Source organism: Streptomyces sp. NPDC085931 (genome assembly GCF_044540565.1).
Taxonomy (GTDB): Bacteria; Actinomycetota; Actinomycetes; order Streptomycetales; family Streptomycetaceae; genus Streptomyces.
The window spans coordinates 54,333-67,827 of sequence record NZ_JBITSK010000018.1 but is presented as its reverse complement, the minus strand read 5'-3'; the positions used below and the strand labels follow the sequence as shown (position 1 = coordinate 67,827).

The window sequence follows — 13,495 nt, the reverse complement described above, 5'->3', positions numbered from 1 at the left end:
CGGGCGGGGGCGAGCACGCGGTGACGGACCGGAAGCAAAAAGTCATCGCACGCCCCTCGTGGCGACGATGTGTCTTCCCCCACACTGGGTTCCGGTGCCTGAGTCTCACGACTCCGCCCCCGAAGTACCGCTGCAGCCCCCCTGGCAGCGATCATCCTGGAGGTCGCCCCCGTGCAGACCCGGACCCTCACCCAGACCGACGTCCGCGGTGCCCTCGGTACCGTCGGCGCGGCGCCGGAAGCGGAGGCCGCCGCCCTGTCCGCGGTCCCGGTCCAGAGCCGCGTCGTGCACCACCCGGAGACGGAGACGGAGACGACGATGGAGGCGGAGCCGGAGGAGCCGCCCGCCGAGGCCATCGCGACGGCCGAGGCCCCCGAGGCCGTCGAACCGCCCCCGGCCCGCGCCGACACCGGCGCCGGCCCCTCCTCGGACCTGTTCCGCCAGTACCTGCGGGAGATCGGCCGCATCCCCCTGCTGACCGCGGCCGAGGAGGTGGAACTCGCCCGCCGCGTCGAGGCCGGGCTGTTCGCCGAGGAGAAACTGGGCAACACCCCCGATCTGGACAGCGAGTTGGCCCTGGATCTGGACCGGCTCGTCGTCATGGGCCGGATGGCCAAGCGCCGCCTCATCGAGGCCAACCTGCGCCTGGTCGTCTCCGTCGCCAAGCGCTACGTCGGCCGCGGCCTGACCATGCTCGACCTGGTCCAGGAGGGCAACCTCGGACTCATCCGCGCCGTCGAGAAGTTCGACTACGCCCGCGGCTACAAGTTCTCCACGTACGCGACCTGGTGGATCCGCCAGGCCATGTCCCGCGCCCTGGCCGATCAGGCCCGCACGATACGGGTCCCGGTGCACGTCGTGGAGCTCATCAACCGGGTCGTCCGGGTCCAGCGGCGCATGCTCCAGGAGCGCGGCTACGAGCCGACGGCCGAGGAGGTCGCGGCCCACTTGGACCTGCCGCCCGAGCGGGTCGGCGAGGTGCTGCGCCTCGCCCAGGAGCCGGTGTCGCTGCACGCGCCCGTCGGCGAGGAGGACGACGTCGCCCTCGGTGACCTCATCGAGGACGGCGACGCGGCCTCGCCGGTGGAGTCGGCCGCGTTCCTGCTGCTCAAGGAGCACCTGGAAGCGGTGCTGTCGACGCTGGGGGAGCGGGAGCGGAAGGTGGTCCAGCTGCGCTACGGCCTGGCGGACGGCCGCCCGCGCACCCTTGAGGAGATCGGCAGGATCTTCGGCGTCACGCGGGAGCGGATACGGCAGATCGAGTCCAAGACCCTGAACAAGCTGCGGGACCACGCGTTCGCGGACCAGCTGAGGGGCTATCTGGACTGACGCCGCCTCCCTGCGCCCCGTCAGGGGCGCGGGGAACTGCGCGACCGGCCCCCACCGGCCCGCAGCCGCCCCGCGACCCCCTCGGCACCGCAGAACGCGACTCAGTCCACCTCCGCAACCGCCTGCGCGAACTGCGCCTGGTACAGCCGCGCATAAGCCCCACCGGACGCCAGCAACTCCTCGTGCGCGCCCTGCTCCACGATCGCCCCGTTCTCCATGACGAGGATCGTGTCCGCGTCCCGGATCGTCGACAGCCGGTGCGCGATGACGAACGAGGTCCGCCCGTGCGCCAGTTTGGCCATCGCCTTCTGGATGAGCACCTCCGTGCGCGTGTCGACCGAGCTGGTCGCCTCGTCCAGCACCAGGATCACCGGGTCGGACAGGAACGCCCGCGCGATGGTGACGAGCTGCTTCTCACCCGCGCTGACGCCCGTGCCCTCGTCGTCGATCACGGTGTCGTACCCGTCCGGCAGCGTCCGGATGAACCGGTCCGCGTGCGCGGCCCGGGCCGCCTCCTCGATCTCCCCGCGGGTCACCTCCCGGGACGCCCCGTAGGCGATGTTCTCCGCGATCGTGCCGCCGAACAGCCAGGTGTCCTGCAGCACCATGCCGATGCCGGCCCGCAGTTCGTCCCGGGACATCCGGGCGATGTCGACGCCGTCGAGGGTGATGCGCCCGCCGGTGACGTCGTAGAACCGCATGAGCAGGTTGACCAGGGTCGTCTTGCCCGCGCCGGTCGGGCCGACGATGGCCACCGTCTGGCCCGGCTCGACCTTCAGCGACAGGTCCTCGATGAGCGGCTTGTCGGGGTCGTAGCGGAACGACACGTGCTCCAGCGCCACCCGCCCGCGCAGTTCCTCGGGCCGCACCCCCGGCACCGGGTCGGCGCCCTGCTCGTCCGCGTCGAGCAGTTCGAAGACCCGCTCCGCCGACGCCACACCCGACTGCACCAGGTTCGCCATGGACGCGACCTGCGTCAGCGGCATGGAGAACTGCCGTGAGTACTGGATGAACGCCTGCACGTCGCCGATGGACAGCGAGCCGGACGCGACCCGCAGCCCGCCGACGACCGCGACGAGCACGTAGTTGAGGTTCGACACGAACATCATCAGCGGCTGCATGACCCCGCTGTTGAACTGCGCGCGGAACCCCGCCTCGTACAGCGCGTCGTTCTGTTCGGCGAACTGCTTCGCCGACTCCTCCTGCCGCCCGAACACCTTCACCAGGGTGTGCCCGGTGTACATCTCCTCGATGTGGGCGTTGAGCGTGCCCGTGGAGCGCCACTGCTGCACGAAGTGCGGCTGCGACCGCTTGCCCACCCGCGTGGCCACCACGAACGACAGCGGCACCGTCACCAGCGCGACCAGCGCCAGGATCCAGGAGACGTAGAACATCATCGCGAGCACGCCGACGATCGTCAGCACCGAGTTGATGAGCTGCCCCATCGACTGCTGCAGCGTCTGCCCGATGTTGTCGATGTCGTTCGTCGCCCGCGAGAGCACCTCGCCGCGCTGGCGCCGGTCGAAGTAGGACAGCGGCAGCCGCGACAGCTTGGTCTGCACGTCCTCGCGCATCCGGAACATCGTCCGGTTCACGGCCCGGTTCACCAGCCGCGTCGCCACCGCCATCAGCAGCCCGGCCACCGTGAACACGCCCAGCGCGAGCAGCAGCACGTGCCCGACGGCCGTGAAGTCGATGCCCTCGCCGGGGGTGAAGTCGGTGCCGCGCAGCATGTCGGCGACGTCACCGTCCCCGCGCTCGCGCATCTGCTCAAGGACCTGCTCCTTGCTCGCCCCCTCGGGCATGCCCCGCCCGACGATGCCCGCGAAGACCAGGTCGGTGGCCTTGCCGAGGATCTTCGGCCCGACGACGTTCAGGCCGACGCTGAGCACCACGCACGCCAGCAGCACCCAGATGGTCACCCGCTCGGGCCGGAACCGGGCGACCAGCCGCTTGCCCGATCCCTTGAAGTCCAGCGAGCGCTGGTCGGGGCCGCCCCCGGCCATCATCCGCCCCATGGGCCCCGCCATCAGGCCGCCTCCGCTTCCGTCAGCTGGGAGAGCACGATCTCCCGGTAGGTCTCGTTGTCCGCCATCAGCTCGTGGTGCCGCCCGGTGCCCACGACCCGGCCCTCGTCCAGGACGACGATCCGGTCGGCGTCCCGGATGGTCGCCACCCGCTGGGCGACGATCACCACGGTGGCTTCGGCGGTCTCCTGCGCCAGGGCGGCCCGCAGCGCGGCGTCCGTGGCGTAGTCGAGCGCGGAGAAGGAGTCGTCGAAGAGGTAGATCTCCGGGCGCTGCACCAGCGTCCGGGCGATCGCGAGCCGCTGCCGCTGCCCGCCGGAGACGTTGGTCCCCCCTTGCGCGATGGGGGAGTCGAGCCCGCCCTCCAGCCGCTCCACGAACTCCTTGGCCTGCGCCACCTCCAGCGCGTGCCACAGTTCCTCGTCGGTGGCGTCGGGATTGCCGTAGCGCAGGTTGGTCGCCACCGTGCCCGCGAACAGGTACGGCTTCTGCGGCACCAGCCCGACGGTCCGCGCCAGCAGCTGCGGCTCGATGCCGGCGACCTCCACCCCGTCGATGAGGACCTGCCCCTCGGTGGCGTCGAACAGCCGGGGCACCAGCCCCAGCAGGGTCGACTTGCCGCTGCCGGTGGAGCCGATGACGGCGGTCGTCTCGCCCGGCCGGGCCACCAGGTCCACGCCTCGCAGCACCGGCTCCTCGGCACCCGGATAGCGGAAACCGGCTCCGCGGATCTCCAGGTGCCCGTGCCGGCGCAGCTCGCGCACCGGTGCCGTCGGCGGCACGACGCTGGAGGAGGTGTCCAGCACCTCCTGGACGCGCTCGGCGCACACCTCCGCGCGCGGCACCATCATGAACATGAAGGTGGCCATCATCACGGACATCACGATCTGCATCAGATAGGCGAGGAACGCGGTCAGGTCGCCGATCTGCATCCCGCCGCTGTCGATGCGGTGCGCGCCGAACCACACCACGGCGATCGACGACAGGTTCACCACCGTCATCACGATCGGGAACATCAGCGCGAGCAGGTTGCCGGTGCCCAGCGCCATGTCGGTGAGGTCGGTGTTGGCCTTGCGGAAGCGCTGCTGCTCGTACTCGTCGCGGACGAAGGCCCGGATGACGCGGTTGCCGGTGATCTGCTCGCGCAGCACCCGGTTCACCGTGTCCAGCCGCTCCTGCATGGAGCGGAACAGCGGCCGCAGCCGCCGCACGATCAGCGTCACGCAGATGCCCAGCAGCGGCACGACCGCCACCAGCACGCCCGACAGGGGCACGTCCAGGCCCAGCGCCAGCACGATGCCGCCGACGCACATGATGGGCGCCGACACCATCAGCGTGAACGTCATCAGCGCCAGCATCTGCACCTGCTGGACGTCGTTGGTCGTCCGCGTGATCAGCGACGGCGCCCCGAAGTGACCCACCTCACGCGCGGAGAACGACTGCACCCGGTCGAACACGGCCGCCCGCACGTCCCGCCCGAGCGCCGACGCCGTACGGGCGCCGTAGTAGACGGCACCGATGTTGCACACGACCTGGATCAGCGAGATGCCGATCATCAGGGCGCCGTAGCCCATGATGTAGCCGGTGTCGCCGTTCACCACGCCCTGGTCGATGATGTCGGCGTTCAGTGTGGGCAGGTAGAGCGTGGCGCAGGTCTGCAGGAACTGCAGCAGCACCAGCAGGGTGATGGGTCTCTTGTAGGGCCTGAGGTAGGTCCGCAGAAGTCGTATGAGCACGCTGCTTCTCTCGGGGTGGTCGACGGGGCGGCTGGTTGCCCCTGGCCCCTATCGTCGAACACTCCACCCGCGTTACCTCAACCGAATTAACCCAACAGGCGGTCAAGCCGTCAGAACGCCCCGGGGTGCGTCTGCTCCCTGACCGCCACGAACTGCTGGCGCACCGCCTGCCCCACGGCCAGCTCCTCACCGGGCTCCAGCACCTGCGCGACGGCGCCCTGCCACAGCGGCGGCATCCGGGTGTCGAGCGTGCCCTGTGACACCCCGAGCGCCCAGGCCGCCTGCCGGGCGGCGCCGATCGCCGCGTAGTCCGCGGGCTGCGGCACCACGACCTGCGTCCCGAACAGCATGGGCGCCGCGGCCTGCACGGCGGGCAGCTCGGCGGCCGGCCCCAGCAGGAAGACCCGCCGCACCTCCACGCCCCGGCCGCGCAGCACGTCCAGCGCGTCCGCGAGCCCGCACAGCATGCCCTCGAACGCGGCCCGCGCCAGGTGCTCCGCCTTCATCGACTCGCGCCTGAGCCCCGCCAGGGTCCCGGCGGTGTGCGGCAGGTTCGGCGTCCGCTCGCCCTCCAGATAGGGCAGCAGCACCAGCCCGTGCGCTCCCGGCGTCGACTTCATCGCCAGGTTGGACAGGCTCTCCAGATCGGGCAGCCCCAGCAGCTCCGCCGTCCCGCGCAGGGTCCGGACGGCGTTCAGCGTGGTGACGACGGGCAGGTGCATGCCGGTCGCGTCGGCGAGCGCGGTGATCATCCCGGAGCCGTCGACCAGCGCCTCGGGGTGCACGGCCATCACGGACCCGGACGCCCCGAGCGAGACGACCGCGTCGCCGAGGCCGATGCCCAGACCGAACGCCGCCGCCATGGTCTCGCCGGTCCCCACCGAGATCAGCAGCCCCTCCGGCGTGGTCCCGGCCGCGTCCGCCGGGCCGATCACCTCCGGCAGCATCACCTGGTGGCCCAGGGCCAGCTCGACCAGGTCCGGCCGGTAGGCGCCGGTCGCCGCCGACCAGTACCCGGTCCCGGAGGCGCCGCCCCGGTCGGTCGTCCTCCTGACGGGCCTGCCCAGCAGCTGCCAGACCAGCCAGTCGTGCGCCTGCAGCAGGATCGCCGTGCGCTGCGCGTTCTCCGGTTCGGTCCGCGCCAGCCAGCGCAGCTTCGTCACCGGCTGCGGGGCCTGCGGCACACAGCCCACGGCCTGCGCCCACGCCTCGCGCCCCCCGAGCGCGTCGACCAGATCGGCGGCGGCGACCTGGGTCCGCTTGTCGCCGCCGACCATCGCCGGGCGCACGGTGTTGCCCTGCGCGTCCAGCGGTACGACCGCGTTCTGCTGCGCCGAGACGCCGATCGCCTGCACGCCCTCCAGCAGCCCGCCGCCCGCGGCCTCGCCCAGGGACAGCAGCCAGGCCTGCGGGTCGACGTCGGACGGCCGGCCGCCGTCGGGGCTCTCCACCGGATGCGGCGCATATCCCTGCCTGAGCACGGCTCCGGTGTCCGCGTCACAGACGACGATGCGAGTGAAATCGGGCGAACTGTCCAACCCGGCGACTATCCCCATGTCCAAAATTCTGCCGTACGGCTGCGCCGGGCCGGGCCGCGGGCGCCGCGGGAGGCGTGCCGGGTGCTGACCGCGGGTCTCGTCGGTCAGGTGTTGCTCGTGCCCCAGTCGTCCTGGCCGCCGTTGTGGGTGGCGCGCTCCTTGAGGTGGCGGACGCGGTCGGCCACGGAGTCCGGGACGCGGTCGCCGACCTTGTCGCTGACCACGTGGTACGCCTTGCCCGCGAACTCGCGCCCCTGCTGGGCCGCCGTCTCCGCGGTGTTGCGGACGGCGGGGTTCTGCGCGAACTGACGGGCCGACTTCTTCAGCTGTTCGTAGCGCTCGCGTCCGGCCCTCGTGCCCAGCACGTAACCCAGGACGACTCCGGCGACGAACGTGAGCCGGTAACGCATGGCTGCCACCCTTCTCTTGCGTGAGTATCCGGTGCGGCGTCGGCGCCGGGGAGTACCGATTGGCGGAGCACCCCCCTGCTTGCGCTAATGTATGTGTCGCAGCGAGCGCGCGCCCCCTGGCGAATACCCAGGTAGGTACGTTCGATGCAACGAGACCTTCCTCGGTAGCTCAATTGGCAGAGCAGCCGGCTGTTAACCGGCAGGTTACTGGTTCGAGTCCAGTCCGGGGAGCTCGGTCCTCCGTAGCTCAATTGGCAGAGCAGCCGGCTGTTAACCGGCAGGTTACTGGTTCGAGTCCAGTCGGGGGAGCACGGTGAACGAGGACCCCTCAGGGGTCCTTTTTCATGTCCGGTGGAACCGTCCGGCCCGGGGCGGAGTCATCAAGGTCACGAACGCCGTGGCCGAGCCGACCATCCGAAGCAGGAGATCGTATGAGCGGCTATGCTGCGGCAGACGGCGCGCACACATGTACGCGACACGCCGCTATGGGGCGGTAGCTCAGCCGGTTAGAGCAGCGGACTCATAATCCGTCGGCCGTGGGTTCGAGTCCCACCCGCCCCACCATTACAGGGCTGTGACCTGCGGAGACGTCTCTTCCTGGTAGGGAGATCAGGAACTCTGACTCAACGGAGGGAATCCGCTGCTCAGGGGCGATGTCGGAAGCCGCAGGCCGTGACCTGACTGATCTAGGCATGGCTCCTACTTGCAGTGATGCGAGGGGTCGGGCGCGCTGCCGTGTGTGGTGAGCGTGTCCAGCAGCGCGGCGTCGAGGTGGTCGACAGCAGCCGTGCGGTCCACGGCACCCGTGGCGGACCTGGCCCGCCCTCCGGCGTTACGCCGGGGGCATCACACCGTGGATCCGCGACAGTGTGAACACCCGCTCCGCATTGCGTAGTTGACACCAGGCGTACAGATACGGGGGGTCGAGGTCGAGGCCGCTGATGGTGCGGATCGTGCGGCTGCCTGTTGTGGCGACGTACTCGATGGTGACCGCCGTCCCGCTGTCAACGGCGTGGGCGAGTTGACGGACGTCGGCGTGGGGGATCTGGATCGCATGTCCGGCGACGATTTCTTCCGTATCGGTGGCGAAGGGGACGCCGTTGTACGGGTCGGGGGCGGGATGGGCTAGTGGGGCGCCCGCCAGTCGGGCGGCCAGCGTGGTCAGCTCGGCCTGCTTCGAGGTGGTGGTCGTACGGGATGGGGTGCTGGACCTGACCGCACTGCGCGGGGGTGGTACCGGCGCGGGCGCCCGGTGTCTGCGGGGTCGTTCGACGCGCACGGTTCCGTCGGCCGTCTCCGCGACTGGCGCGTACCCCTCGGTCCGCAGTGCGGCGAGAGCCTTCTCCAGCGGGGTGCGGCTGACGAGGACGGTGGGGGCGAGGTGCCGCAGACCCAGTTCGGAGAGTTTGCGGTGGGCGGCGATCTCGGTGAGGAGGGCGGGTTCCTCACTGTGGATGACGCAGGCGGCCGAGGCGATACGGATCCGCCCATGGCCGCGCGCCGTGTCCGTGATCAGGTAGGACAGAGGCTGGGGCAGCGGGTTGGTGGCGACGGCGGCCAAGTCAGCCTCGATGGAGTCCGGGCTACGGCCTGTGTCCAGGGCGCGGCGGACGCTCGCCGGGCTGAACCGCCACACCGAGGCGGTGCCGCTGGTCTCCCGAATGGCGACCGAGTCCAGCAGCGTGACCAGCCGCGTGGCGGGTGTGCCGGTGACGACGGCGGTCAGGTCGCTGCCGAAGCGGACCGTAGTGGTGGCGGCGGGAAGGAGACGGTGGCAGGCGGCGGCCAGTCCCTCGGTGCTGTCGGCCAGCAGAGCGGCGCCGATCGGAGACAGGACGCCGCGAGCGAGGACCCCGAGCAGTTCCGCCTCCCGGATCACGGTGGCGAACGGCGTCGCGTCCTGTGGCAGCACCTCGGCGAGCGGCCGTGACCAATGGGTGAGAGGACCCAGTTCGGCCGAGTTCTTCGCGCCCTGCCCGGCCGGCAGACGGGAAGCGGCGGCGAGCAGCCCCTGCCGGGCCTGGAGGCAGCCGGTGCAGGGCGGTGTCCCGGCCAGGGCGGGCAGCGCCTTGTTGTCGTCGTCCCGGGCCTGCGAGGCGGTGAGCCCAAGTGCCCACCAGGCGTGCAGCAATACTGGCAGCCGCTCTGGGGGCTCCGAATCGGCCCAGGCGCCGTAGGCGTCCGTCGTCGCGACCCGGTCACCGTCACGGGCCATGAGACCGGCCTTGTACGCCGTCTCGAGGGTCAGACGTACGACGGTCTCCTCGCAGCGTGCCGCCCTGCCGACCCTGGCCAGTTCGCGTGCTCCGACGCCGCCGGACTTCAGCTGGGCGGGCGGAGCCGTCGCGCACACCGACAGGACCGAGACGGCGTGGGCGGCGAACGCCGTGGCCGCGGCGGACGCCTCACTGTCGACCTCCGCCGGAGGGACGGGTACGAGGGGTGTGATGGGCGGCGCCGGGTCGAACGGGGCGTGCCAGCCTGGCCCGCGCAACGCGAGCGCCACCTCGGCGGGCATCCGAACAGGGCCGTAGCCGTGTCGACCCTGCACCAGCAGTCCCCGCTCCAGCGCCCAGCGCGCACCCGGTCCGGGGGTGGACTGGCCCCCGATGAGGACGAATGCCTGTGGCCGGTGCGCGGGGTCCGCCCTGCGGTCCAGTAGTTTCCGGGCGTCGGCCGGTGCCTGTGCGACCACCGCGGCGACACGTGCCGGGTCGCTGTGGTGGTCCACGAGCGCCGCGAGGCGCTGCGGTTTGCTGCCGGGAGGCCGCACGCCCAGAGCCGTGAGCATGCGGCGCAACTCCTCGGAGGTCGTGTCCTCCAACAGCGTCGCCAGCGGCTGGTCCAGTCCGAGCGGTGTGTCCCACGCCTGCCGCAGGGGCGCGGCCATGCGCAGTGATCCCTCGCTGTCCGGCCAGACCAGCGCGTGCGTGGACAGGGTCTGGAGCGCCGTTGTCAGACCGCGTGCGGCCTCGTCCTCCGCCGCGTCCAGCAAATCCGCCAGGACATCCCGAGAGGCCGGCGCACTCAGTGCCGCCAGTGCTTCGGCTGCCTGCAGGGCGGGCAGCGAAAGCCGGGGCAGCGCGAGCGCGACCGAGCCCGGGCGTTGTAGGCGTTCGGCCAGTTCGCTCACCGAGCGGGGCTCCGGCGGAGACACTGCGTCGGGCCGTGCAGCGAGTACCTTCTCCAAGCCTTCGGCGTTGAGGCGGTGGAGCCATGCCGCGAGGGTCGACTTGCCGGACTTCACTGATCAGTGCACCTCGTTGAGGGAAACGCCACGCGTCGCGCCAGCAGCCGGGCGAGACGGGCTGTGCCGTACGGCCTCCCAGCATGGCGCATCCGGCGGGCGTCGTTGGTGCCGTCGTCAGAGCTTCGCGGACGGCGGGGCAGTTGTGAACGGCGAAGGCCCCTGGCCGATACCGGAACCAGATGCTTGGCGCACAAGGCGCACCCACCAGAATTCACTGCGCTGGAGAGCAGGCGCCACCCTCAAGGGCCGGCGCCTGCTGTGGAGAGTCTGCCGCAGTGCCAACCGCGCCACCGCGATCGTCGAGGCCGTCCTCGTCCCTTCACGTTCCAATGTCAGGCTTGGAAAAGGATCACTGTCTGAGGTCGATCGTGCGTACTGGCTGTCCCGTGGTCCGGGCGATGGTCTCGAAGTCGCGGTCGTAGTGGAGCAGGGTGAGGCCCGCTTCTTCGGCGGCGGCTGCGACGAGGAGGTCGACCGGGCCCGCGCTGCGGTGTTCCCCCTTCGCGGTGAGCTGCTCCTGGACCACGCGGGAGCGGCGGTATATGCCGTCCGGCATCGGACACCCGACGTAGTGGGCGTCGAGTGCCGCCTTCAGCCGAGCGCGGTCCGCGGAAGAGCGGGCAGTGTAGAGGACCTCAAGTTCCGTGAGGTCGCAGATCGCGACGAGGCCGGCGGCGATCCTGTCGTCCCACTCGGCCGTGTTCTGGGCGAGAAGGACGCGGGCGAGGGCGGAGGTGTCGATGAGGTAGTCGGCGACGGTCACGGCCGGTACTGGCTCTTGTCCAGGAGGATGTTGATGTCCAGGGCTCCGTCGGCCACCAGTTGCCGGGATTCCTCAAGCGCGCGCAGGCGCCGGTAGCGAGCGGTGACCTCGCGCAGGGCGGTGTTGATCGTGTCGCGCTTGGTGGTGGTGCCGAGTTCCCTGGCGGCTGCCTCCAGTGCCTCGTCGTCGAGGTCGATGACAGTTCGGCTCACTGCGACTCCCTGTGTATACGGCGATGTATATCAGTATACCTGCTCCGCTGTATATCGCGGGTCGGGCTCCAAGTCTGGTCCTGATCGGCGGGCTTCTTGGCCGGAAGGCGGGGCCGGACGAGGTCCGCGAGCAGGTGGCCGCGCGCAGCGAGGGCGGCGACCTGCCTCGCGCCCGGTTCTTCTGGTGCCACTTGCCGCCGACCATGATGTCTCCGCGTCCGGTGCGTGGTCCGGCGCGTGCGCACCTGACTGCCAACGCGCTTTCCGCGCAGAACCGTTTCCAGCCGTCGCTCAGGCGGTGGCCGCCGTGTCGATGCGGCGGATCAGCTCCTCGGCCGTCAGGCCGCCCGGTTCCCGGCCCAGCAGGACGCTCTCCCGCGCGGCGGCCGCCAGGGCCGCGTTCACCGGCGTGGGCACGCCGTGCGTACGGCCCAGGAGGACGATCTCGCCGTTGAGGTGGTCCGTCTCGATCGAGCCCGTGCCCCGCGCCAGGCTCTGCCAGGTCGAGCTGCGCGTGGGCTCGCCGGGGAGCGGCTGCACCTCGACCGTGCCGCTGCGCAACCGCGTGATCTCCGCCCCGCTCGCGTAGGCGATGCCCGCGGCGTCCAGGACGGCGGTGCCCTCGGCCTTCGCGCGGGCGATCAGGTCCTGGGCGGCGGCGTCCGCGGCCGAGCCGCACACGGCCTCGACGGCGTTGGCGAGGTTGCCGAGGAGCTTGCCGTACTTCCAGCGCATCACGTCCGTCACCACCGGAGCCAGGAAGCAGGACTTCTCCAGGTCCCCGGCGATCCGGCGGGCCGTGCCGTCCGGGCCCGGGCCGTAGCGGCCGAGGACCAGGGCGCCGGTGTACGGGCCGCAGGGCGCCACGACCTCACCCGGGGTCAGATGACTGCTGGGCAGGACGACGCACATGCCGTGCACCTCGCCGAAGCGGCGCAGGGCCAGGCGCTCGTTCTCCACGCCGTTCTGCGCGCACACCACGGGCAGGCGCTCGCCGGCCGTGCCGCCGCCCGCCACCGGCCGTGCGGCCCAGGCGTCCAGGGCGGCCACGCTGTCCTGGGTCTTCACCGCGAGGACGAGCACGTCGTCCGCGCGCAGTTCGACGTCCTCGGGGCCGGTCGCGACCGGCACGTCCAGGGTGAGCGTGCCGGTGGGGACCGTGAGCCGCAGCCCCTGGGCGCGCAGCGCGTCGGCGTGCGCGCCGCGGGCGACCAGGACGACCGGCCGGCCGCTCTCGTGCAGCCGGCCCCCGACCGAACCGCCGACCGCTCCCGCCCCGATGACGATGTAGCGCATGTGGCTCCCCGCTGGCTCGGTCCGCTGTCGGTCCGCAGGCGCGCGACCTGCCGGTCGCCGGCCCCGGCCGGCACCCGACGCGCCCCGTACACACCGGACTTCCGCCCTCCGCGGCACGCCGTGTCCACCGTACCCCGCGGGCGTCGCGGCGTGCCGCCGGCATCGTCGACGCCGCCCCGGGGCACGGCCCTCCCCGGAGCCGGACCGGACCGTACAGTCGGCCTTCGACGAAGGTGCCTTCCGGGAGGGGCCGTTGAGCGATCCGGGACCGGGACACCTCGACACCGAGACAGAGGAAGCAATGGACAACGCGTTCAAGGACGTTCCGCCCACCACCCTCGCCGACCTGCTCGGCCGCGCGCAGGTCATGGACATCGGCATCCGTCCGCTGTGGAACTCCCCGCGCGTCGCCGGTCCCGCCTTCACCGTGCGGTGCGAGCCCGGCGACAACCTGATGCTGCACGCCGCCGTCTACCGGTCCGAACCGGGTGCGGTCATCGTCGTGGAGTCCGGTGACGTCGACTACGCGCTGGCCGGCGGCAACGTGTGCGCCGTCGCCCAGCGCCGGGGCGTGGCGGCCTTCGTGGTCGACGGCGTGATCCGCGACCTGGGCGAGGTGCGCGAGGCGGGCTTCCCCGTCTTCTCCCGTGGCGTCATCCCGATCCCCGGCACCAAGGAGAAGGTCGGCTCGCTCGGTGAGCCGGCCAGGGTCGGCGGGGTGCTGGTCCACCCCGGCGACATCGTGGTCGCCGACGAGGAGGGCATCGTCGTCACCCCCGCCGCCCGCCGGGAGGAGATCCTCACGGCGGCCCGGGCGAAGCTGGCGAAGGAGGCCGGGGAGTCCCTCGACGCGTGGGAGGCGGACCACCGCGCCCGCGTCGACAAGGCGCTGAGCGAGGGCGGGTTCACCGGCTGACCGGCCGCCCCCGGCCGA

The 13,495-nt window shown here is 71.5% G+C and carries 9 protein-coding genes, 3 tRNA genes and 1 pseudogene; 5 read left to right on the top strand and 8 right to left on the bottom strand.

The features are described from left to right. Window positions 1–67: 67 nt before the first annotated feature. Window positions 68–1,329: pseudogene (locus ACIGAN_RS30865) on the top strand (RNA polymerase sigma factor). 101 nt (window positions 1,330–1,430) lie between these two features. Here ACIGAN_RS30865 and ACIGAN_RS30860 read toward each other — a convergent pair. The 4 genes from ACIGAN_RS30860 to ACIGAN_RS30845 form a co-directional block, all read right to left on the bottom strand. Then, window positions 1,431–3,359 carry an ABC transporter ATP-binding protein gene (locus tag ACIGAN_RS30860; RefSeq protein WP_365736729.1) on the bottom strand — a complete coding sequence of 643 codons (1,929 nt, stop codon included), beginning with the start codon at window positions 3,357–3,359 and terminating at the stop codon, window positions 1,431–1,433. Beyond that, window positions 3,359–5,092, bottom strand: coding sequence for an ABC transporter ATP-binding protein (locus ACIGAN_RS30855; RefSeq protein WP_399862486.1), 1,734 nt, complete (start codon window positions 5,090–5,092; stop codon window positions 3,359–3,361). The genes ACIGAN_RS30860 and ACIGAN_RS30855 overlap by 1 nt, the downstream gene beginning before the upstream one ends. Before the next feature lie 110 nt (window positions 5,093–5,202). Beyond that, window positions 5,203–6,648: an FGGY family carbohydrate kinase gene (locus tag ACIGAN_RS30850; RefSeq protein ID WP_399862484.1), complete on the bottom strand. Its 1,446-nt coding sequence runs from the start codon at window positions 6,646–6,648 to the stop codon at window positions 5,203–5,205. An 86-nt stretch (window positions 6,649–6,734) separates the two neighbouring features. Then, window positions 6,735–7,040, bottom strand: a complete 306-nt coding sequence (locus tag ACIGAN_RS30845) for a YtxH domain-containing protein (protein ID WP_311685211.1) — start codon at window positions 7,038–7,040, stop codon at window positions 6,735–6,737. Between the two features lie 158 nt (window positions 7,041–7,198). Between ACIGAN_RS30845 and ACIGAN_RS30840 the strand changes: the two genes are divergently transcribed. The 3 genes from ACIGAN_RS30840 to ACIGAN_RS30830 all read left to right on the top strand — a co-directional run bounded on the left by ACIGAN_RS30840 (window position 7,199) and on the right by ACIGAN_RS30830 (window position 7,604). Then, window positions 7,199–7,271, top strand: a tRNA-Asn gene (locus tag ACIGAN_RS30840). A gap of 5 nt (window positions 7,272–7,276) precedes the next feature. Then, window positions 7,277–7,349: transfer RNA gene (locus tag ACIGAN_RS30835), tRNA-Asn, on the top strand. A gap of 178 nt (window positions 7,350–7,527) precedes the next feature. Beyond that, window positions 7,528–7,604: transfer RNA gene (locus tag ACIGAN_RS30830), tRNA-Ile, on the top strand. Between the two features lie 268 nt (window positions 7,605–7,872). Here ACIGAN_RS30830 and ACIGAN_RS30825 read toward each other — a convergent pair. From ACIGAN_RS30825 to ACIGAN_RS30810, 4 genes are all read right to left on the bottom strand, one after another. Then, window positions 7,873–10,287, bottom strand: coding sequence for a helicase-associated domain-containing protein (locus ACIGAN_RS30825; protein ID WP_399862482.1), 2,415 nt, complete (start codon window positions 10,285–10,287; stop codon window positions 7,873–7,875). A gap of 352 nt (window positions 10,288–10,639) precedes the next feature. After that, window positions 10,640–11,053 carry a PIN domain nuclease gene (locus ACIGAN_RS30820; protein WP_399862481.1) on the bottom strand — a complete coding sequence of 138 codons (414 nt, stop codon included), beginning with the start codon at window positions 11,051–11,053 and terminating at the stop codon, window positions 10,640–10,642. Further along, on the bottom strand, window positions 11,050–11,265 hold the full coding sequence (locus ACIGAN_RS30815) for a type II toxin-antitoxin system VapB family antitoxin (protein WP_365736720.1): 216 nt from the start codon (window positions 11,263–11,265) through the stop codon (window positions 11,050–11,052). The genes ACIGAN_RS30820 and ACIGAN_RS30815 overlap by 4 nt, the downstream gene beginning before the upstream one ends. 291 nt (window positions 11,266–11,556) lie before the next feature. Beyond that, on the bottom strand, window positions 11,557–12,561 hold the full coding sequence (locus ACIGAN_RS30810) for a ketopantoate reductase family protein (protein WP_399862479.1): 1,005 nt from the start codon (window positions 12,559–12,561) through the stop codon (window positions 11,557–11,559). Window positions 12,562–12,862: 301 nt separating this feature from the next. On the opposite strand from ACIGAN_RS30810, the gene ACIGAN_RS30805 reads away from it, so the two are divergent. Continuing rightward, on the top strand, window positions 12,863–13,477 hold the full coding sequence (locus ACIGAN_RS30805; RefSeq protein WP_399862477.1) for an RraA family protein: 615 nt from the start codon (window positions 12,863–12,865) through the stop codon (window positions 13,475–13,477). Window positions 13,478–13,495: the final 18 nt, after the last annotated feature.

Coding starts and splice junctions, on each gene's coding strand:
- ACIGAN_RS30805 (WP_399862477.1), top strand. CDS start 12,863: ATGGACAACGCGTTCAAGGACGTTCCGCCCACCACCCTCGCCGACCTG.
- ACIGAN_RS30845 (WP_311685211.1), bottom strand. CDS start 7,040: ATGCGTTACCGGCTCACGTTCGTCGCCGGAGTCGTCCTGGGTTACGTG.
- ACIGAN_RS30860 (WP_365736729.1), bottom strand. CDS start 3,359: ATGGCGGGGCCCATGGGGCGGATGATGGCCGGGGGCGGCCCCGACCAG.
- ACIGAN_RS30810 (WP_399862479.1), bottom strand. CDS start 12,561: ATGCGCTACATCGTCATCGGGGCGGGAGCGGTCGGCGGTTCGGTCGGG.
- ACIGAN_RS30850 (WP_399862484.1), bottom strand. CDS start 6,648: ATGGGGATAGTCGCCGGGTTGGACAGTTCGCCCGATTTCACTCGCATC.